Origin of the sequence: Flavobacterium haoranii (assembly GCF_009363055.1) — a bacterium.
GTDB classification, from domain to species: domain Bacteria; phylum Bacteroidota; class Bacteroidia; order Flavobacteriales; family Flavobacteriaceae; genus Flavobacterium; species Flavobacterium haoranii.
The window spans coordinates 1,049,396-1,071,967 of sequence record NZ_CP045292.1; the positions used below are offsets into that span (position 1 = coordinate 1,049,396).

Annotated in this window: 19 protein-coding genes and 1 pseudogene; 18 read left to right on the top strand and 2 right to left on the bottom strand. The window is 33.3% G+C overall.

Annotated features, from left to right (window positions below; genetic code table 11):
• The first annotated feature begins 20 nt into the window (after window positions 1-20).
• The 11 genes from GCU34_RS05190 (at window position 21) to GCU34_RS05240 (ending at window position 9,055) form a co-directional block, all read left to right on the top strand.
• The gene (locus GCU34_RS05190) at window positions 21-1,031 is read left to right on the top strand and encodes a hypothetical protein (protein ID WP_072783476.1); all 1,011 of its coding nucleotides are present in this window, start codon (window positions 21-23) and stop codon (window positions 1,029-1,031) included.
• Between the two features lie 171 nt (window positions 1,032-1,202).
• Window positions 1,203-1,697 carry a hypothetical protein gene (locus GCU34_RS05195; protein WP_072783475.1) on the top strand — a complete coding sequence of 165 codons (495 nt, stop codon included), beginning with the start codon at window positions 1,203-1,205 and terminating at the stop codon, window positions 1,695-1,697.
• A 131-nt stretch (window positions 1,698-1,828) separates the two neighbouring features.
• Window positions 1,829-2,461 (top strand): hypothetical protein, encoded by a 633-nt coding sequence (locus tag GCU34_RS05200; RefSeq protein WP_072783473.1) that lies wholly within the window; start codon window positions 1,829-1,831, stop codon window positions 2,459-2,461.
• A 166-nt stretch (window positions 2,462-2,627) separates the two neighbouring features.
• A complete protein-coding gene (locus GCU34_RS05205; RefSeq protein WP_178138346.1) occupies window positions 2,628-3,314 on the top strand; it encodes a hypothetical protein in 687 nt (228 codons plus the stop codon).
• A 170-nt stretch (window positions 3,315-3,484) separates the two neighbouring features.
• Window positions 3,485-4,279, top strand: coding sequence for a cation transporter (locus GCU34_RS05210; RefSeq protein WP_072784133.1), 795 nt, complete (start codon window positions 3,485-3,487; stop codon window positions 4,277-4,279).
• Window positions 4,280-4,561: 282 nt separating this feature from the next.
• Window positions 4,562-5,164, top strand: a complete 603-nt coding sequence (locus GCU34_RS05215) for a hypothetical protein (RefSeq protein ID WP_072783471.1) — start codon at window positions 4,562-4,564, stop codon at window positions 5,162-5,164.
• The gene (locus GCU34_RS05220; protein ID WP_143146199.1) at window positions 5,151-5,555 is read left to right on the top strand and encodes a hypothetical protein; all 405 of its coding nucleotides are present in this window, start codon (window positions 5,151-5,153) and stop codon (window positions 5,553-5,555) included. Before GCU34_RS05215 ends, GCU34_RS05220 begins: the two co-directional genes overlap by 14 nt.
• 170 nt (window positions 5,556-5,725) lie before the next feature.
• Window positions 5,726-6,274, top strand: coding sequence for a hypothetical protein (locus GCU34_RS05225; protein ID WP_072783467.1), 549 nt, complete (start codon window positions 5,726-5,728; stop codon window positions 6,272-6,274).
• Window positions 6,275-6,471: 197 nt separating this feature from the next.
• Window positions 6,472-6,948, top strand: coding sequence for a YegJ family protein (locus GCU34_RS05230; RefSeq protein WP_193702258.1), 477 nt, complete (start codon window positions 6,472-6,474; stop codon window positions 6,946-6,948).
• Between the two features lie 171 nt (window positions 6,949-7,119).
• Window positions 7,120-7,794: a hypothetical protein gene (locus GCU34_RS05235; protein ID WP_072783463.1), complete on the top strand. Its 675-nt coding sequence runs from the start codon at window positions 7,120-7,122 to the stop codon at window positions 7,792-7,794.
• Between the two features lie 160 nt (window positions 7,795-7,954).
• Window positions 7,955-9,055, top strand: coding sequence for a hypothetical protein (locus GCU34_RS05240; protein WP_072783462.1), 1,101 nt, complete (start codon window positions 7,955-7,957; stop codon window positions 9,053-9,055).
• Between the two features lie 108 nt (window positions 9,056-9,163).
• On the opposite strand, the gene GCU34_RS05245 is transcribed toward GCU34_RS05240, so the two are convergent.
• Window positions 9,164-9,655: a thermonuclease family protein gene (locus tag GCU34_RS05245; RefSeq protein ID WP_072783460.1), complete on the bottom strand. Its 492-nt coding sequence runs from the start codon at window positions 9,653-9,655 to the stop codon at window positions 9,164-9,166.
• A 97-nt stretch (window positions 9,656-9,752) separates the two neighbouring features.
• Between GCU34_RS05245 and GCU34_RS13840 the strand changes: the two genes are divergently transcribed.
• The 5 genes from GCU34_RS13840 to GCU34_RS05265 all read left to right on the top strand — a co-directional run bounded on the left by GCU34_RS13840 (window position 9,753) and on the right by GCU34_RS05265 (window position 11,519).
• Window positions 9,753-10,136: a hypothetical protein gene (locus GCU34_RS13840; RefSeq protein WP_152378368.1), complete on the top strand. Its 384-nt coding sequence runs from the start codon at window positions 9,753-9,755 to the stop codon at window positions 10,134-10,136.
• A gap of 89 nt (window positions 10,137-10,225) precedes the next feature.
• Window positions 10,226-10,555, top strand: coding sequence for a hypothetical protein (locus GCU34_RS13845; RefSeq protein ID WP_152378369.1), 330 nt, complete (start codon window positions 10,226-10,228; stop codon window positions 10,553-10,555).
• Between the two features lie 68 nt (window positions 10,556-10,623).
• A complete protein-coding gene (locus GCU34_RS05260) occupies window positions 10,624-11,076 on the top strand; it encodes a DUF5675 family protein (RefSeq protein ID WP_072783447.1) in 453 nt (150 codons plus the stop codon).
• A gap of 12 nt (window positions 11,077-11,088) precedes the next feature.
• Window positions 11,089-11,232 (top strand): hypothetical protein, encoded by a 144-nt coding sequence (locus GCU34_RS13610; RefSeq protein ID WP_218587732.1) that lies wholly within the window; start codon window positions 11,089-11,091, stop codon window positions 11,230-11,232.
• A 29-nt stretch (window positions 11,233-11,261) separates the two neighbouring features.
• Window positions 11,262-11,519: a hypothetical protein gene (locus GCU34_RS05265; protein WP_317040812.1), complete on the top strand. Its 258-nt coding sequence runs from the start codon at window positions 11,262-11,264 to the stop codon at window positions 11,517-11,519.
• 203 nt (window positions 11,520-11,722) lie between these two features.
• Here GCU34_RS05265 and GCU34_RS14380 read toward each other — a convergent pair.
• Window positions 11,723-12,064, bottom strand: a pseudogene (locus GCU34_RS14380) (DUF6943 family protein); the annotation flags it as partial.
• 373 nt (window positions 12,065-12,437) lie between these two features.
• Between GCU34_RS14380 and GCU34_RS05275 the strand changes: the two are divergent.
• Both GCU34_RS05275 and GCU34_RS05280 read left to right on the top strand, forming a co-directional pair.
• Window positions 12,438-22,415: a PKD-like domain-containing protein gene (locus GCU34_RS05275; RefSeq protein WP_152378370.1), complete on the top strand. Its 9,978-nt coding sequence runs from the start codon at window positions 12,438-12,440 to the stop codon at window positions 22,413-22,415.
• Window positions 22,385-22,567: a hypothetical protein gene (locus GCU34_RS05280; RefSeq protein ID WP_152378371.1), complete on the top strand. Its 183-nt coding sequence runs from the start codon at window positions 22,385-22,387 to the stop codon at window positions 22,565-22,567. Before GCU34_RS05275 ends, GCU34_RS05280 begins: the two co-directional genes overlap by 31 nt.
• Window positions 22,568-22,572 lie beyond the last annotated feature (5 nt).

The window sequence follows — 22,572 nt, forward strand, 5'->3', positions numbered from 1 at the left end:
AGAAAAATGAATTAAACATTATGAAAGAAAATAGCATACCGAAAATTTATCAGATTACAGGATTGATTGCATTCATCTATTCAATATTATTAGTTGTATATGCAATTTATAATCAATTTTTCTATGTAGATGGTACTTGGTTTCACGGATTTACAGCAAATGGATTTGCAGTTTTGAGCGGATTAATTTGGTTTGGAATTCTATTTATTTTTAAATGGTTTTTAAACAGAGTTCTTTATTATTCAAAATCTAACTTACTTATAAATGCTTATCTGATTTTTTTAGGAATTTCAACCTTATCTACAGCAACAGTTTTGTATAAATCAATAAAAGTTTACTCATCACTCGAAGAAGGTGATAAATTCAACTCTTTGACTGCTTTTGCTACTTCATCAATTTCAGGTGCAATATTTCTTTTTATCTCAAGCTTTGCAATTATTCTAATAAGTGTACTGTTAGGAAATCAAATAAGAAAAATAGATATAGTTCAAAAACAATTATTTCAAATACTTGGCTTTACATTTATTGGTTATGGTGTTGTTTCTGTATTAGGAACATTTGGACTATTAGGAACTGACGTTTTTCAATTCTTAACAAAAGCTGGCTTATCAATTTTAATCGGACTAATTATTAAAAAAGTATTTAGTATGGACTATTCAGACCTAATTACTTTGACCGATTTTGAAAATCGAACAGAAAAATCAGCACCTAAACCTAAACCTGAACAAAGAAAAGAATATAAAACGCCTGAAATAACAACTACTTATAAAAATACGGTTGTCAAAGAAAAACCGAAAGAAACCTTTTCACACAATGAGGAATTACCAAAAATAAATTTAGAAGAACTTGAAGACAAAGATTTAATTCTTTCGTATTTCGAAAATTTACCTGAAGTAGAATTAAACCGATTGGAAGCTTTAATACAGAATAAATACAAACAGGTTTTGACAAAAGAACAAAAACAGAATTTAGTTTTACATTATATTTCAGAAAAAAAATTATACGACCATCAACGATTTTTACCAAAATAACTGAATAAAAAAACGGTGTACAACAATGGCTATAAGTAATTGCTGGTTCTCGCCTACTTCTGAAAATCCTCGCGGATTTTCAGTTTGGTGTGTACTTGCAAACTTAAGTGCTAACCCACGCAACTACTCATAGCCGAGACCGTTGTGTGTAAGCTAAAAAAAGCATCGTAAATGACAAAAGAAAGTGCTGAAAAAATTGGAATTCGAGTCGCGACAATTTCTGTGTCAATTGGAATTGTTTTAGCTTATTTGATTCCGACTTGGATATTTTGGGACGGAACTTCAAAATCATTCACGTGGATTTTTGATATTGGATTTTGGTTTAATGTGATTATGGGAATCGCATTCTTTTACGGAATGGGATACTTTTTCGGTAAAAAAGCAGGAATTGAAATTCTCGTAAAAAAACGGAATTATATTCTAACTGGAATAAAATACGGAATTCTGACTTTGATTACAGCTACTTTTTTGACAAGTCTAATCGGATTTTTCCAAGAGGGAATTGACAATATTGGCGGATTTAGCAATCCTTTTTACGATTACATTTTTAAACCAATGTATTGGATTTTAATGTATGGAATTATTCCAGCTATTATTGTTGGAATTTTATTCGGACTGACAATAAAACTAAATGGAAATAAAAAGCCTACACACAACAATGTATAACCGCAATTACGGCGGATTCGACTACGTCCGAATCCACTCGGAATTGCTAACGCCAGTTCTTAACCGAAAAACATTATCTTTAATCCCGTAACTGACGGTTATACGAGACCGTTAGCAGTAATTTAAAACAAATGAATATATTTAAGAAAATATTCAAGAAGACTCAAATAAAGGAAATTGATTCTCAAGAAAATAAAACGGAGACACTTCAAATTAAGCATATTCCATTTCCTGAATTTGCTATTGAGGGTATTGAACAAAATGACTTAATTAAAATTTTAAATTTTGACATTGAAGATACTTTGGATTTAGAAGATGCTGAACGTTTTATTTGGCCATACTGGAATAAACCAAATCAAGAAAATAAAATAAGAACTATAATAAGCGAAAAATTAGATAATTGGATTTTCATTTATGGATACAATTATAATCCAATTGAAATAATAAAAATGCTAATTAAACATTCAAATTATAGAATTAATTATTATTCTGCAGATTCACAGACTAGTGATTATGAATGGATTATTGCAAATAATGGAAAAATAATTCGTGAATTTTATAGCTGTTGGAATATCGAAATCAATAAAGGTGAACCTTTAACAGAACTAGAAAATAAATTCGTTAAGAGTTTTAGCAACAAGGAATTTGTTTTTGGCGAAGAAGTTTGTATATCAATTTATAATCACACTTGTGGTTTAGATTTTAAAAAATATACAGCAGAAACAAAATTCAAAGTTGGAACCATACCTATAACTTCAAACTGATTAGAAAAACTACTGCTAACAACGGTTAAAGTAAATGGCTTGGTCAAGAATTTACCGAAAATTCTCCGAATTTTCTAAATTTTGTCTATTTTTGGGTTGGCTTGGTTTTGGCTCACGCCACTTTCTTTAGCCGCGGACCGTTAGTGGCAACTCTAAAAAGACGATAGTGAAACTATTCAACTTCATAAAAAGACAACCTAAAATAGACTTCTCGTCTGAGGAGACTATAAGACGTTTGGTTGATTATATGCCTAAATTTTATAGAACACACAGACAGTTTATTAATTGCGTTGAATTTTTAGAGAACAGAGAATGGGACCTTGCACTTGACAGCTTAATTGAACTTGCTGACGAAACGGAACATTATTTTTCTGAAGACTTTTGGCGTGGGCTTGCTGACTCTGCCGAAAAAATGAACTTAACAGACAAAGCAAATTATTGTAGAAAGCAAATCAAGCGAAACGCAGAAGATATAAAATCAACGACACCATTTGGTTGGACTACTATAAAATTTGACGACACACATTTTCAACATCACATCTCGGAGAAACTTAAAGAAGAATGGGCGACAGACAGACGTGAGAAAGATAAAGTTCAAGAATTACTAACAAAAGAAGGAGTTCATTTAAAATCACACGGACGTAGCGGATTTTTATACATTACTGACAATGGGAGAAATGCCGAAGTTGAGTTTGAATTAGGAATGAATGGACTTATCCTCTATTTCAGTAGCTTGAAAAATTGGTCATTACCGACAAAGCAAACACTGACGGTTGATGATAAGCAGAAAGTAAGAAATGATATTATTAACTGGGCGACAAAGACAAAAAATGCAATCGAATTTGACGACTGAAAGAAGAGCAGCCACTAACACGGGTTTTGCGTCAGGCGGGCTGACGTGCAAACATTGAGCTTAGTTCTTCGAATAAACTTTGGTAATAAATTGAAACTTTGTGCTCCGAAACCCGCCCGAACGCAAAGCCCGAAAACGTTGTGGTTAATGTTGAAAAACCAAGAAACTTAATGAATAAAACAATATTTGAGATTACCAAAATGGACTGTCCTTCAGAGGAAAATCTAATTCGAATGAAATTGGACGGAATTTCAAGTATTGCGAATTTGGACTTTGACATTCCCAACCGAAAATTGACCGTTTTTCACATCGGAGAAACTGACCAAATTGAAAAATCAGTTCTTGAACTAAATTTAGGCGGAAAGAAAATATCGACTGAACAAACCGAACAAACAGAATTTAATGAAAATGCAAACCAAAAAAAACTACTCTGGTCTGTACTTGCCATAAATTTTGCGTTTTTCATAATTGAAATGACAACAGGAATAATCTCAAAATCAATGGGATTGGTTGCCGACAGTTTAGATATGCTTGCGGACAGTTTCGTTTACGGAATTAGCTTGTTTGCGGTTGGCGGAACAGTAATAAAGAAAAAACGGATTGCCAAAATTGCTGGATATTTTCAAATAACACTTGCAATTATTGGATTTGTAGAAGTTTTAAGGAGATTTTTCGGAGACGAGAAATTACCCAACTTTTCGACAATGATTATAGTTTCAATTTTCGCACTTATTGCAAACGGAATTTGTCTTTACATTTTACAAAAATCAAAAAGTAAAGAAGAGGCACATATGAAAGCAAGTATGATTTTCACATCAAACGATGTGATTATAAATTTAGGAGTAATAACAGCTGGACTTTTGGTAAACTGGTTGAGTTCAAGCAAACCTGATTTGATTATCGGAACAATAGTTTTTGTTTTGGTAATTCAAGGAGCTTTTAGAATTTTAAAATTGAGTAAATAAATAAAAAACACTAACCACAACAATGGCTATAAGTAATTGCTTGTTCTCGTCTACTTCTGAAAATCCTCGCGGATTTTCAGTTTGGTGTATATTTGCAAAGTTAAGTACTAACCCACGCAACTACTCATAGCCGAGACCGTTACAAGTAACCTTATGAAAATTGGAACGCAAAAAATAGTAGAAATTTTAACAAAATGTACAGAAAATCTGTAACCAAAATAAAATAAAAAATAATATTTTAGCGTTTTAACATTTGTAATATTTTTAATCGTGTTAATTTATATGATTAAACACTTTTCAATTAAGCAAGGAAGTATTTTAACTTCCTTGCTACTTTTCTCTTTCATATTATTAACTTCATGTGTTCAGGGTAGTTTCAAAGGGTTATATAGTTATTATGACAGGTCAATAAAAGAAAAACCAGAAATTTTTATTAATACTAAGAATTTAGACACAATCAATGGTAAATTTTCTAAATTAGAAAACTATGTTTTTATAATTAATGGTAACGATTTAAAAAAATGTTTAAAAGAAAACGACAAATCCTTCATATATATTTGGGGAGCAAAATGTAGTAGTAAAATCTGTTATCCTTTAGAATTAATAGACAATCATTGTAAAAAAAATAATGTTTCTCTTTTTATAGTTGCTGAATATTATGATTCAGAAAACATGTCATATGATTATGAACTAGACAAAAATATATTGGCTATAGATACTAAACATTACAATACAAATTTAACTTCTAAATACTTAAATTTATTTTTAAAGGACATTGATAATAATTTAAATTATGATAATATTCCTGAAAGATATTTATATTTTGAAAAAGATAAATATATTAAAAGTTATGAATCGATATATGATTATAATGATGAAAAATAAATTCTTATTTTTTCTTCTATTAATTCCTACAATTAATTACTCGCAATCCGATGTTGATAAAATCTTAAAAGGTGGAGAAATAATTATTAATGGGTTATCATTTCTTAAAAAAGATAAATCAGAAGTCAAAGAAAACAATTCTAAAATAATTGAAAGTATTTGTATAAAAAACAAACTTACAGACAAAATAACTTTTATCATTGTTGGAAAAGACGAGGAAGATAATACTATCAAAAAAGAAATGGTCATTCAAAAAGACGGAAAAGAATGCGTTTTTGACATTCCAAAAGGCATTTATACATATGAAATTGTTTTAGCCAACAAAGAAATTTATAAAAAAGGTGAATACAAATTCAATGACGAAATTACTATAACAGTGAAGCCCGAATAAAAGGCTACTTGTAACATTGCATATATTCAATAGCGGTTTTTGGGTAACACCAAAAGCCGTTTTTGCACTTGTAATGTAATGTAAAAAACAAATAATATAGTAAATTTGTCCGCTACTAGAGTATATGCGGAACCGTTAGCTGCTATATTACCCAACAGAACGAATAAACAATGTTTAAAAAAATCTTTTCAATATTTAGTAAAAAACTGGAACTTGAAAATTTTGACGCTCTGCATCAAATTGAAAATATTGGAGAGAGAAAAAAGATTGATTTATTAATTGGAGATAAAATTCTGGAAATAAAAACCCATTTTGAATATAGAAAAATAAATGATTGGCTTGATACAAGCATTGCGTTCATACGTTTGGAGCGAAATGGAATAATTTGTTTTCCATATTCTGGAGATGAGGATTTTGAAAATGTGAATATTGAAATTAAAGCTGAACCAATTCTTGAGAAATTCCAAAACATAATTTACGGAACCACAATTGAGGATATATATTATATTGTTGATGGCAATGAAGAATTTGATGAAATGCAAATGGGATATTTTCTATTAAATAACGATTATATTTTAGAAGAAAACAGAATGTCCCCATCTGGAATTGGTGGAGCGGACATGTTTTGCAAAACTTCAGCAGAATTTGAAAAAGAAATACTTGAAAATAATATTTCAATTTATTCAGTAAAAAATAAAGCTATAAAATACAGCAGCTAACAGCGGTTTTGTGAAAGCGGGGTTTTAGGATTTATCGGTAATGGTCAGTGTTTGCACTTCGCTCCTATTTTTGAGCTTTTTTCTTTCAATCTTTTCGGTATATTTGTAAACATCAGTAACAAAAATCCCCGCCTTCACAAAGCCGGCGGGACGTTATAAGCTATTTTATGAAAAACTTGATAATCAAATTATTAAGTTTGTTTTTTTCAATTTGTTTTTTAAGTTGTAATCCAAATAAAAAAATTGATCGAGAAAACGAACCAACAATCTACAATATTCAAAGTGATGATTCTGAAATGAATCAAGCAATTGAAAATGCAAAACAAACACTAGATAGTTTTGACTTTGCTTTGAATAATAATACTCGAATTTTTACTTTTTTTGGATTAAAAAAAAGAGTTATTGAAAATGGATTTGTTGAACATATTTGGATAGGAAATATCAAAAAACTTGATAATGAAAATTATATTGGCATTGTAGATAACTTACCAGAAAAAATAGAAAACATAAAATTAGGTGATACAGTACAAATAAATAGAAAAGAAATAAGTGATTGGATGTACATAAAAAATTCAAAACTTCATGGCGGATTTTCAATTAAGCTACTAAGAGATAGAATGACAAAAGAAGAAAGGGAAAACTTCGACAGAGAAAGCGGAATGAAAATCGAATAAAAAAAACAGCTTATAACATCGGCTATAAATCATGGCTAGGTTTGCGCATATTTTCCGAATTTTCTCCGAAAATTCGAAATTAAATTCTATATTTGGAATGGCTCGGTTTGTGGTTTTCGCCACAATTTTATAGCCGAGGACCGTTGTGCGTAATACTAAAAAAACAAAACGATGAAAAATAAAATAATCTTTTTTATCCTTTTTTCAATTTTATTTTCAAGTTGTGAAAGTGATCCTATTGAAGCAAACATTCAAACGACTGTTCAAGGTGTAATTTTTGATAATGTAAATCAAGAGCCAATAGTAAATCAAGAATTAATTATTTCTGAATATAAAAAACGATTTGTTTCTGATGGAGGAACTGCTTATGACTTCATACAAAATGTTGGTTCTACAATCACGGATTCAAACGGTAATTATCATTTAACTTTTTCAACTTCTGGTAAAGGAGATTACTATACAATAAGTCCTTCTCATAATAATTTAATATGGAATTATTATCAAGATAAACTTGAAATAGGAAATATTGGCTCAAACAATGTATTTAACTATAATTTTTTAAAACTTTACCCTTGCATCCTGACAATAAACACAAATAACATTCAAAATATTCCATTACATATTAGTCATTTTTTAACTTTAAATAGTGAATTAAGTAATATTACTGAATATAATGGAACAGAAACAAGAACAATCTACATTGACAAGAATACAAATCAAGAAGTTAAATTTTACAGAAACATTACTCCAAATAATTCTCAAATTGCAACCATAGTAATTCCAGCAACTAATATTAATCAACAAACTACTTTTGAAATTAATTTATCAGATAGTGATTTTCAATAAGTACTACGCACAACAGCGGTTAAAAAAAATGGCTAGGTCAAGAATTTCCCGAAAATTCTCCGAATTTTCTAAATTTTGTCTATTTTTGGTTTGGCTTGGTTTTGGCTCACGCCACTTTCTTTAGCCGCGGACCGTTAGCAGAAATTTTAAGAATAATATTATGTTTGAAAATGAACCTAATGATTTTTTACTCCATAAAATTATGAATAGTGAAAATTATTCACATGAATATATTAAAGAAATGCATAATGAATTGGAAAAAAGAAGAATTAAAAATTCTTCAAATGAAATGCTGATATTTGAATTTATATTTTCTGAAAAATATTCTAAAGAGAATTTAACAAATGTTGGATTAGAACTTAAAAATAGAGGAATAGATACATCAAAATTTGACGATTTTACTTATATTGATTGTGTAGTGTTTCAATTTCCTAGTGGTTGGGAAAGTCTTTTAAAAGAGATGTTTTTAAAATTAAAAGACAATGGTTGGAATGCAGAAAACAGATTACATTTTAATTTTTCATTTGGTTCAATTAATATTGAAGGATTAAGAAACAAGAGTAATCCTGTTCTAAACGATATTGTAGAAGATTATATTAGTGACCTTTTTAAAACTTGTTGTCATTGTTCTTCAACAGATAAAGTAGAATATTTTGAAGATTTATATTTATGTCCAAGCTGTATGCTTGAAATAATTAATAAAAGAGAGATATTAGAAATTTCTAAATTTGGGTTTGTTTATTATAATGGACCAATTTACGAGAATGAAATAGGCAGATTTGACAAAATAAGATGGAGTGAAATTAAATATGTAGCTTTTGAACAAAATCTTGAATTAGATATAATAAAAGTTGACTTAAATAAATTAACTGAAGAGGAATTGTCATCAAATGAAGAAACATCAAACTCATTTTTTAGAGATAACTATATTTCATTTAGTAGTGATTATCACATCAATTTTTTTGAATTATTAGGACATATTCCACAAAATATTTTATCAACTAAAATAAAAGAAGAAATAAATTATGTTTTAAAAAAAATTAAAAAATGTAAAGTTTGTGAAAAAAAAGCAATAATTAATGATAAATGTCTATTGTGTGGTAATTACAGCTCACAGATTGAAAAACCAAGAGAAATTTGGATAAAAAGGTTTGGAAGTAAAGAAAATTATTTACAATATTTAAAAGATAATTATTTAAATTTTACAAAAAACAATTATTCTCATAATTATATATTAGAAAATGACAAATCTTTCAAATAAAAAAAACTTCTGCTAACAGCGGTTTGTTGTAATTACGCCTGTAAAGTACTATATTTATTGATATTTTTAGTTTTCAAACATTCATTAGTACAACATAAGTACAACAAATCAGAACTTTTTTACATGCTTGTAAATACCTCTTTTTTTAAGTTGTGCTTTGCGATTCATTTTTTGAAATTCTGCTAATCGTCCACAATAATATTCGTCTGTTGCTTTTGCAAATCCATTGATCAAAAGCAAATCATTCAAACACTCCCCTCCTGGCAAGATTACATATCCTAATTGTCGGTTCCAATAATCATAAAAGTTATCCTGTTCTGTAATTATCGTTACAACCGTTTTAGGCGGTGCCACTTCCAAAACATAATGTAAGGCTTCCAATCCTAATTGGATTAAAAATTGAGCAGCTAAACGTGTTTTCTGTTCGTCCTCTTTCATCTTTCTATTGTACTTTACTTCTGGTGCATCTAAACCATATAGTCGTATCTCTTTTCGCAAACGAGTGAAAAGATTGCTAATGATTATGCTGTCCCCATCTTTGACTTCATCTATTTGCCAATGGGTTTCCACTAAATAGGGTGCTTTTGCGTTATATTGCATTGATTTTCAGTATTTTAAGTTATTGTAAATCAAAGATAATGAATGATATTTGAGTATAAAATTTCACTTAAATATTAACTTCTAAAATCTTTACAAAATGGCTAGACAGAAAGGCGTTTTAAAGTATGTGGGGACTCTTGGAGATGTTCGCCACTTTAAAATTAAAGGGCAAGAAGGTTACTTTGCCGGAATGGTAGGTGGACCTTCAGGGGAGCAAGTATTAACTGCTCCAGAATTTGAAAGAACTCGTGAGAACATGAACGAGTTTGGTGCTTGTGCTAAAGCAGGAAAATCAGTTAGAACTGGTCTATCACAAATCGTGAAGCAAATGTCTGATACGCAAGTAGCAGGGCGTTTAACCGCTATCATGAAGAAAATCAATTTGGAAGACCAAACCGAAGCCAGAGGGTATCGAAAAATTGAGATTACCACTCAAAGAAATTACTTGGTAGGTTTTGAGTTTGACAAAACACTTCCTTAAATGGTATTTTCAATGCTCCTTACAGTGTTACGCATGACCCAGCAAGAAACACTGCTGATTTTGTAATTCCTGCGTTTAATCCAGCGAATTTGATTAATGCTCCTGCAGGTGCTACTCACTTTAGATTGATTCACACGCTTTCTGTAGTGAGTGACTTTGCTTACAATGCTGTAACGAATAGTTATGATCCTATTGACACAGCACAGAATGAAGTGAGTGATGTTCAATTCAGCACTTTCTTGGACTTGTATGCTCCTGCAACTGCTACTACCATTACAGCAACTTTGCCAAATGGTATCACACCATCTGCAGATGTTACCGTTCTTCAAGGTATTGGAATTGAGTTCTACCAACAAGTAGGTTCAAACTATTACTTATTTGCAAGTGGAAACTGCTTGAAAATTGAGGACGCATTTTAAGAATCCTACTTACAAATCCCTCAGCAACTCTGAGGGATTTTTTGTTTTAACTTACTAATTCAATTCCCATGGAAACAAAAATCATTCGCGTAGCACAGGGCAAACAAAGTACATTAAGCCAATTATATATCAATGGAGTATTTCAATGCTATTTACTAGAGGATAAAATACGAACTGAAAAAATCAAGGAACAAACTGCCATACCTACTGGAACCTATTCACTGCAGCTTAATACTTGGGGTGCAAAAAATGTGAACTACAAAAAAGCATTTGGAAAAGTTCATGAAGGTATGATTGAAATTACAGGATTACCAAATTTCAGTTATGTGTATATCCATACAGGAAATACGATTGAAGATACCGCAGGATGTCCGCTTTGTGGATTTGGGTTCCAACTTATCCAGGGCGATTACCGCGTTACGCAAAGTGTTATGGCTTACCAAATGATTTATCCTAAGCTAGCTGCATTAGCAAAGAACAAAGCAAACAAGATTAGTATCGAAAACAATTTTCAATTTTAAACTTGTAATGCCATGGCATTATTAATTAAAACCGAGTTTAAAAGTAGCAGTGATTTACTGAACCAAAAAGTAGATTATTTAGAACACCGAGTACAAAAATTAGAAATGCTTTGCATTCACGAACACCAAAGCGAAACAATTAAAAAAAATAAGTGAGTAATTATCCATCTTTAAAAATCACGAACATGAAAAGTAATGAAATGAATATCGTTCAAAGAGTAAAAGCTCCAACACCAAAGTTTTTCAAAGTATTGAGAACAATTGGTTTAGCCTTGGCAACCGTTGGAGGAACTATCATCGCTTCACCAATTGCATTGCCGGCTGGATTAGTTGCAGCTGCAGGTTATTTGGTTTTGGGCGGTGGTGTATTGTCGGCAGTATCGCAAACCGCTGTACAAGATGAAGAAGAACCGAGAGTTCCACAGGAAGACAAGGTTCAATAAAACTAAAATTGCTTACAAGTTGCAATCAAAAGCTCCTATTTCAGGGGCTTTTTTTTGTTTTATACTCAATTGCATCACTTTTTCCAATTTTATTTAATTGGTGCGTTTATATTGCCGTTATGTATTGTTTTGCTTCGGGATAGGGATTGTTTTTGTAAATTTGATGAAATGAAAAAACCTAGCCCATCGGGGCAAGGTTTGTGTTATTTGTTTCTGTAACGGAGTAAGATGGCGTTACGGATTTCGTTGATTAAGTGGATGTTTTTTGCGTGGTGTGCTTCTTGTTCTTGCAGCAGCTTGAGCGCTTGGATGTTTTTATGGTGCAGCTCGTGTTCACGCATTAATCGGGTGGCTTTTGGATTGAATTCTTTTTTGAATTCATAGAGGGATAAGAACGGAATAACCGAACCGCGAAGAAAAGGCATCCAGAATTGGGATTTCCATAGGCTCATGGCTATCCAAAAAATGTCTTCTTTTTGAGCTTCGGTTTGAAATACTAGTACAAAGCTGTTTGTAAAGGGTTCTATTTGTGGTTTGCCGCTATTAAATCCTTTGTTTGTAAATCGTCAGCAAAAAGTGGACTGATTTAATACTCACGGAATTCATCCAGAAATAGGTAAAGCCTTGAAACCTGTCACTAAATACATCATTAACAAGTATGTAAAATAATAATTATGAAATTCTATAGAATTATTTAATTCAAGAATAAAATTATAATATTTAGAAAACTTTTAGTTTCTTTGAAAAAAATATAGATGTACGGATTTCCGTATTGAATAGTCCCCAATTCAACCTATTTTTACTCACACCTTTTTCTGTAATAAAAAGATGTATATTGATTTCATTTACAATCGGTTTATTTGGTGCTGCAACATAGAAAATGTTGTAGAAAATTGAATTAAGTTAAAATATATTATCATGGGAAAATTTTACAAGATTTTACTTTTAAGTTGCTTTTTTGCTTTAACTAGCTTTAATCTTTATTCACAACAAATTAATCTTATTCGTTTTAACAACTCGGCAAGCTACACTCCTGGCTCAGGAGTTTCTGTAATTATTAACCCTACTGGTGTATTTGATTTGAATAACCAGTTTATTTTAGAATTGTCTAATCCTGGAGGAGTATTTACTACACCAACGGTCTTAAACACTTTAAATGAGTTTTATGTACCAGCTATAAATGGAGTATTACCTAATGGCTTAGCTGCAGGAACTTACAAATTAAGAGTTCGATCGACAAATCCTGTTTTGAGTGTTGAGACTAATAGTTTTAATGTAATTAATGGAAGTGCAATTCAAGTTCCAAAAGCTTTATCTGCAATAACTGCAAACAGTAATTTTATTAATTGTATAAATTGTAGTAATGAGTTTACTATATTCGGTAGTTTAAACAGAAGTGATATTGCAACAGTTGGAAGTACTGGTGGTAACGGTATTAATCTCCCACAAAGAGACATATCAATTTGCAATTATGATAATAATTTTAGTTATACAATAAATCTTGTAAGTAAAATTGATGTACCAACTCCCTCAATTACAACAACTCCAATAGCTCATACAAATGGTATATTCAGTTTACCAACTAACTTAGGAATTGGTACTTATATTTTTGAAATCCAAAAAAGCAATGTTAATTCAACATCTATTTACTCAATTGTATTTTTATTTCACGGAAATGCAACAAGTTTAGGGAACTCTTCAAGTGAACAAATATGTGTAAATGAAAATGTAACATTTGCAATTGACAAAACAATTACTGGAATTGGAAGAAATTATTATGGCTCAAAATACACTATTGATTTTGGTGATGGTACTGTCAATGAATACACTCATGCTCAATTACTCGAATTAATAACTATTGACCATACTTATACATCAGTCTCTTGTAATGAACCAAATGGTTCATATCTAATAAAAAAGGATTTATTTAATAAAGGTTTAAATAATACTTGCGCAACTTATACTGTCAATGGTAATGGAGTTTCAAAAAATGTAAATACAAGTAGTCCTCCTACAGCAAATTTTGAAATTCCTGAAAAACAATGTATCAATACAAACATTTTTGCTCAAAACACAACTATTCCAGGATCTTATGGTACAAATGGTTGTCTAAATGATGTTTTATATTATTGGTATTACAAAAGACCAAATGAGACTTCCTTTACATTAGTTCCTGCAAATAGCCCTTGGATAAATTCAACTTTTGATCTAACAATTCCAGCTACAACAGTAACAATCCCAGGTTGTTGGGAAATAAAACTTTTAGCAGTTAATCCAGATTTTTGTCAGATAGTTTCTGAAATGATCAAAACTATAAAAATTGAAGCTACCCCTACTCCTACATTCACCAATACACCACAATCTCCAATTTGTGCAGGTACTTCAGTTTTATTTACCAATACGTCTAATATTTTAAATATCCCTTGTCAGGAACCAGTTTATTCATGGTCGGTTACACCTGTTACTGGAACACCTGCCACTAGTACCGGTTATCAATTTATTGCTCCTACTAATACATCTTCGCAAAACGCCAACATATTATTTACACAACCAGGATCGTATTCAGTTGTTTTAAATGTTACCAACTCTTGTGGGACTTTTTCTTCAACTCCACAAATTATTGAAGTTTTTGGAGATCCTACTGTAAGCTTTAATCCTAATACATTAACTATTTGTGATACTGCTCCTGCTGGTTACACAATAGATTTTAGTCAAGTAGGTACTACTCCTACTTATAGTGTGGCACCATATGCTCCAACAAATTTTACATGGACAGTATCTGGTCCTGGTGTAACACCTGCTGATTATTCTTTTGTTGGTGGAACAAATGCAAATAGCCAATATCCTCAAATTAATTTTACAGCTTATAAAACGTATATTATAACTGTGCAAGTAAATGGAAATTGTGCAGGTTCTAATCAAGCTTCTTTTACATTCACATTAAAAGAAATGCCTACTATTACGAATACAAACTTGACTCAAACGATTTGTACAGGGGGAACTACTTCTCCTATAAATCTTACTTCAAGTATGGCTTCTGGAACTATTTTTAATTGGGTAGTAACCGCTACAAATGGAATAACTGGTTTTACAACTCCGGGTACAGGAAACACAATACCTGGCGCTACTTTGGTAAATCCTAGTAACACTTCTGGTACGGTAACTTATACTGTTACTCCATCTAATAATGGATGTGTTGGAACTCCTATAGATTTTGTGATAACTGTAAATCCATCTCCACTGGTTCCAGCACAAACTTTATCAGTATGTTCAGGCAATGCTTTTACAGTTTCTTTAAGCAATAATCCTCCTAGCGTAATTTTACCTTTGGGTACTACTTTTACATGGACAGTTACAAGTCCTGTTGGGATTACAGGCGCTTCTAATCAAACTACACCTGTTAGTTCTATTGGGCAAACATTGGTTAATACAACAAATGCTCCAATCGATGTAATCTACACAATTACTGCAAGTACTGGTTCTGCACCTTCTATTTGCACTAGCAACTTTACATTGACCGTAACAGTTAATCCTAGGCCTCAAATACCTAATCAAACATTATCTGTTTGTTCTGGAAATGCTTTTAACCTTTCCTTAAGTAATAATCCACCAAGTATAATTCTACCATCAGGAACTACTTACACTTGGACAGTAACAGCACCTGCAGGAATAACAGGTGCTTCTAATCAAAACACCCCTATAAGTAATATAGGCCAGACACTTCTCAATTCAACTAGTAATCCAATAAATGTAGTTTATAATATCACAGCAACTTCTGGATCAGGTAGCAGCGTATGTACCAATAATTTTACCTTGACTGTAACAGTAAATCCAGCTCCAAGCGCAACAATTTCAGGAAATGCGAGTGTTTGCCAAAATTCTAATTCAGCTGTTATTACATTTACAGGTCTTAATGGAGTTGCTCCTTATACTTTTACTTATAGTATTAATGGAGGTGCTAACCAAACCATAACCACTATTTCTGGAAATTCTGTTACTTTAACCGCACCTACCTCTTCATTAGGTACATTTGATTATTGTTTACTAAGTGTTGTCGATTCTAGTACTTCATCATGTTTGAATACAAGTAACTCATGTGTTTCTGTAATTGTCAATCCATTACCTACGGTATCTACTCAACCAACAACAACACAATCTATTTGTGTGGGCGGAACTATTGCTCCATTAACAGTAGCATATACAGGTGGTGTGGGAACTCCAACCTACCAATGGTATAGTAATACTACTAATAGTAACACTGGTGGTACTCTTATTGCTGGTGCTACTAACGCAAGTTATACTCCTGCTGCATTTACTGCTGCTGGAACCTATTATTTCTATGCAACTATTACCCTTAGTGGGAATGGCTGTGGTAGCACTACTTCGGATACCGCTGAAGTTATTGTGGTTGCTGACCCTATTGTAGATACACAAGCTTTAGCTACTCAAACACTATGTCAAAATAGTACTCCAACCGATTTAACGATTACTGTGTCTGGTGGTATTGGAACTTTTGCTTACCAATGGTACAGCAACACTACTAATAGTACTACTGGAGGTACACTTATTCCAGGTGCTACAAACGCAACATTTACTCCTCCTACTGCAACCGTAGGTACTCAATACTATTACTGTGTGGTTACTCAAAGTGGTGTAGGTTGTAATGTTACTAGTGCCGTGAGCACTGTAATTATTGTACCTGCTCCAGCTATTACTACACAGCCTGCTTCTAGTTCGGTTTGTGAAAATGGAACTCCTACTCTTCTAACGGTAGCTTACACTAACGGAACCGGAACACCAACATATCAATGGTTTAGCAATACTACTAATAGTACAATTGGTGGAACTGCAATTGCTGGTGCTACTACCGCTTCTTATAATCCTCCTGCTACTACAGTGGGTACTTTATACTACTATTGTGAGATTACTTTTTCTTCTGGTGGTTGTACTAGTGTACTTTCTAATACAGCGGAAGTAGTGATTAATCCTTTACCAACAGTATCTACTCAACCGACAACAACACAATCTATTTGTGTGGGCGGAACTATTGCTCCATTAACAGTAGCATATACAGGTGGTGTGGGAACTCCAACCTACCAATGGTATAGTAATACTACTAATAGTAACACTGGTGGTACTCTTATTGCTGGTGCTACTAACGCAAGTTATACTCCTGCTGCATTTACTACTGCTGGAACCTATTATTTCTATGCAACTATAACCCTTAGTGGTAATGGTTGTGGTAGCACTACTTCGGATACCGCTGAAGTTATTGTGGTTGCTGACCCTATTGTAGATACACAAGCTTTAGCTACTCAAACACTTTGTCAAAATAGTACTCCAACTGATTTAACGATTACTGTGTCTGGTGGTATTGGAACTTTTGCTTATCAATGGTACAGCAACACTACTAATAGTACTACTGGAGGTACACTTATTCCAGGTGCTACAAACGCAACATTTACTCCTCCTACTGCAACCGTAGGTACTCAATACTATTACTGTGTGGTTACTCAAAGTGGTGTAGGTTGTAATGTTACTAGTGCCGTTAGCACTGTAATTATTGTACCTGCTCCAGCTATTACTACACAGCCTGCTTCTAGTTCGGTTTGTGAAAATGGAACTCCTACTCTTCTAACGGTAGCTTACACTAACGGAACCGGAACACCAACATATCAATGGTTTAGCAATACTACCAATAGTACAATTGGTGGAACTGCAATTGCTGGTGCTACTACCGCTTCTTATAATCCTCCTGCTACTACAGTGGGTACTTTATACTACTATTGTGAGATTACTTTCTCTTCTGGTGGGTGTACTAGTGTACTTTCTAATACAGCCGAAGTTGTGATTAATCCTTTACCAACAATATCTACTCAACCTACAACTACACAATCTATTTGTGTGGGTGGAACTATTGCTCCATTAACAGTAGCATATACAGGTGGTGTGGGAACTCCAACCTACCAATGGTATAGTAATACTACTAATAGTAACACTGGTGGTACTCTAATTACTGGTGCTACTAACGCAAGTTATACTCCTGCTGCATTTACTGCTGCTGGAACCTATTATTTCTATGCAACTATTACCCTTAGTGGGAATGGCTGTGGTAGCGCAACTTCGGATACCGCTGAAGTTATTGTGGTTGCTGACCCTATTGTAGATACACAAGCTTTAGCTACTCAAACACTTTGTCAAAATAGTACTCCAACTGATTTAACTATTAATGTGTCTGGTGGTATTGGAACTTTTGCTTACCAATGGTACAGCAACACTACTAATAGTACTACTGGAGGTACACTTATTCCAGGTGCTACTAACGCAACATTTACTCCTCCTACTGCAACCGTAGGTACTCAATACTATTACTGTGTGGTTACTCAAAGTGGTGTAGGTTGTAATATTACTAGTGCCGTGAGCACAGTAATTATTGTACCTGCTCCAGCTATTACTACACAGCCAGCTTCTAGTTCGGTTTGTGAAAATGGAACTCCTACTCTTCTAACGGTAGCTTACACTAACGGAACCGGAACACCAACATATCAATGGTTTAGCAATACTACCAATAGTACAATTGGTGGAACTGCAATTGCTGGTGCTACTACCGCTTCTTATAACCCTCCTGCTACTACAGTGGGTACTTTATACTACTATTGTGAGATTACTTTCTCTTCTGGTGGTTGTACTAGTGTACTTTCTAATACAGCGGAAGTTGTGATTAATCCTTTACCAACAATATCTACTCAACCGACAACAACACAATCTATTTGTGTGGGTGGAACTATTGCTCCATTAACAGTAGCATATACAGGTGGTGTGGGAACTCCAACCTACCAATGGTATAGTAATACTACTAATAGTAACACTGGTGGTACTCTAATTACTGGTGCTACTAACGCAAGTTATACTCCTGCTGCATTTACTGCTGCTGGAACCTATTATTTCTATGCAACTATTACCCTTAGTGGGAATGGCTGTGGTAGCGCAACTTCGGATACCGCTGAAGTTATTGTGGTTGCTGACCCTATTGTAGATACACAAGCTTTAGCTACTCAAACACTATGTCAAAATAGTACTCCAACTGATTTAACTATTAATGTGTCTGGTGGTATTGGAACTTTTGCTTACCAATGGTACAGCAACACTACTAATAGTACTACTGGAGGTACACTTATTCCAGGTGCTACTAACGCAACATTTACTCCTCCTACTGCAACTGTAGGTACTCAATACTATTACTGCGTTGTTACTCAAAGTGGTGTAGGTTGTAATGTTACTAGTGCCGTGAGCACTGTAATTATTGTACCTGCTCCAGCTATTACTACACAGCCTGCTTCTAGTTCGGTTTGTGAAAATGGAACTCCTACTCTTCTAACGGTAGCTTACACTAACGGAACCGGAACACCAACATATCAATGGTTTAGCAATACTACTAATAGTACAATTGGTGGAACTGCAATTGCTGGTGCTACTACCGCTTCTTATAATCCTCCTGCTTCAACAGTGGGTACTTTATACTACTATTGTGAGATTACTTTCTCTTCTGGTGGTTGTACTAGCGTACTTTCTAATACAGCGGAAGTAGTGATTAATCCTTTACCAACAGTATCTACTCAACCGACAACAACACAATCTATTTGTGTGGGCGGAACTATTGCTCCATTAACAGTAGCATATACAGGTGGTGTGGGAACTCCAACCTACCAATGGTATAGTAATACTACTAATAGTAACACTGGTGGTACTCTTATTGCTGGTGCTACTAACGCAAGTTATACTCCTGCTGCATTTACTACTGCTGGAACCTATTATTTCTATGCAACTATTACCCTTAGTGGGAATGGCTGTGGTAGCACTACTTCGGATACCGCTGAAGTTATTGTGGTTGCTGACCCTATTGTAGATACACAAGCTTTAGCTACTCAAACACTATGTCAAAATAGTACTCCAACCGATTTAACGATTACTGTGTCTGGTGGTATTGGAACTTTTGCTTACCAATGGTACAGCAACACTACTAATAGTACTACTGGAGGTACACTTATTCCAGGTGCTACAAACGCAACATTTACTCCTCCTACTGCAACCGTAGGTACTCAATACTATTACTGTGTGGTTACTCAAAGTGGTGTAGGTTGTAATGTTACTAGTGCCGTTAGCACTGTAATTATTGTACCTGCTCCAGCTATTACTACACAGCCTGCTTCTAGTTCGGTTTGTGAAAATGGAACTCCTACTCTTCTAACGGTAGCTTACACTAACGGAACCGGAACACCAACATATCAATGGTTTAGCAATACTACCAATAGTACAATTGGTGGAACTGCAATTGCTGGTGCTACTACCGCTTCTTATAATCCTCCTGCTACTACAGTGGGTACTTTATACTACTATTGTGAGATTACTTTCTCTTCTGGTGGGTGTACTAGTGTACTTTCTAATACAGCCGAAGTGGTGATTAATCAGATTCCTGTTGTAAATAGCGTTTCTGCTATAATTTGTAGTGGAGAACAATACATTTTTAATTCAACAAATTCAAATGATGTATTACCTGTTGGTTTACAATATAGTTGGAATTTAGTTTCAATGACACCTTCTGGAACAGTAACAGGATCGGTAAATAATGGAACATTACAAAATCAATTTATTCAACAATTAGTGAATAATTCTAATGCTATTTCAACCTTAGTATATGAAGTTACACCTATTGCAGGTATTTGTACGGGTAACACATACACAATTACAATTGAAGTTTACCCTAGACCTGATGTTACTTTTGACCTTCCAAATCAAACCATTTGTAATGAAACCAACACATCATTAGTTACTCTAAATTCAACCCTTCCAGGAAATATTACTTATGAATGGAATGCTACAATTCCATCAGGAATTACTGGTGCTATTAGTAGTGGAACCAACATAATACCTGTTCAAACTTTGGTAAATAGTACGAATGCACCATTAACAATTACTTACAATGCAACCGCTACTTTTAACAATAACGGTTCTTCTTGTGAAGGTAACGTGTTTACGTACAGTATAACCGTAAACCCTACGTTTTCTTCTTCTGGAGTGTTATCAAATTATAATGGATATAATGTAAGTGTTTTTGGTGCAAACGATGGGGCAATTGACCTTACGACAATAGGAGGTTCAGGAACTTACACTTATAGTTGGACTGGACCAAATGGATACACTTCAACTAATGAGGATATATCAGGATTATTAGCTGGGACCTATACTGTGACCATAAATGATGGTTACTGTGCGCCAATAATTTTAACTTTTATATTAACCCAACCTCCTGAATTACTTATTCAGCAAGATTTAAGCCTTACGATAAACCTGATTTGTTTTGGAGACAATAATGGTGCTGTAGGAGTATTAATCACTCAAGAATCGGTTCCTCCTTATGATTATGAATTATATGATAGTAATGGCAACCTAGTCACATCAATTATAAATTCTACGAACTTAAACCCTCAATTTACAGGATTAGTCGCTGGAGTATATTCACTAACAGTTATAGATGCTAATGGAGGAGGAAAAACAGTAACAGGACTTACTGTTACCCAACCAGATGATATTATAATTACAGCAACCACAACACCGATTACTTGTTATGGCGCTAACAATGCTTCAATTACATTAACTGTAACTGGAGGAACAGGTCCATATCAAGCGCAATGGGATAATTTAGCTACTGGGTTTTATCAAAATAATTTAGCTGCTGGTAATTATTCAATTTTAGTGACTGATAGTAATGGTTGTACTAAAACAATTGTAGTAAATATTCCTGAAGCACCAATATTTACAATCAATCCGGTAGTCGTTAATATTTCTTGTTATGGTGCTAACGATGGAAGCATTAATCTAAACTTAGTTGGTGGAATACAACCAATCTCTTTAACTTGGAGTGATGGAAGTACTGCAGGTTTAGTTAGAAATAATTTGGCACCTGGGACATACACTGTTACTATAGTTGATTCAAAACCATGTACCATTGTTAGAACTTTCATCATTGTTGAACCACAACCACTTGTTTTAAGTGCAAATATTCAAAATGCTTTAGATTGTAATAATGCGAATAGTGGTTCTATTAATCTATTAGTATCTGGAGGTACTCCTCCATTTACTTATAGTTGGTCAAATGGAGCAACTACTGAAGATTTAAATACTATTTCATCAGGAAATTATGCTGTTTTAGTGACTGATTCAAGAGGATGTACAAAATCAGCACAATATAGTGTAAACCGACCACAACCATTAACATTGAATGTAGAAACTGATACTAATGTTAATTGCGAAACAAGAGACATCAGTCAGATTTTTGAAGCACAAGTTTCTGGAGGTGTACCGCCAATACAATTAAGTTGGTCGAGCGGAACTGTTAGTGGCGCTAACAATGAATTTATGACCACTGATCAGGATGGTTTAGTGATTTTAACAGCTACAGATGCCTTAGGTTGTACCACTACTTACAGCTTAAACGTTGATATACCTGTTATAGGAAATGCATCTTTCGATCAAAATTCTTATGGATACACTGCCTATGGAATATATTCAATTTTAGATCCTATACAGTTTACAAATACGGCTACTGGTGATTATGTGAGTATATTATGGAACTTTGGTGATGGAACATTTTCAAACGAAGAAAATCCAATTCATACTTATGTACTGGAAGGAAACTATGTAGTAACTCAAACTGTTACTTATCCTTTTGGTTGTGTGTATGTTCATACAATAAGCTTACTAGTTGAAAAAGGATATTTACTTGTAGTTCCAACTGCATTTACACCAAATAATGACGCACTAAACGACACTTATAGACCTGTTACAAAAGGTTTAAAAATGTTCGTATGGATGTTTATGACACATGGGGTTCTTTAATCTATTCAGAAACTGGAGATGTACTTCGTGGCTGGGATGGCACAATAAAAGGTGTTAATGCTGAAAACGGAAATTACCATTGTAAGGTAAGCGCTGAAACGTTTTATGGAAGTATAATAAGAGCTGAAGAAACTTTTGTCTTAATTAAATAAGAATT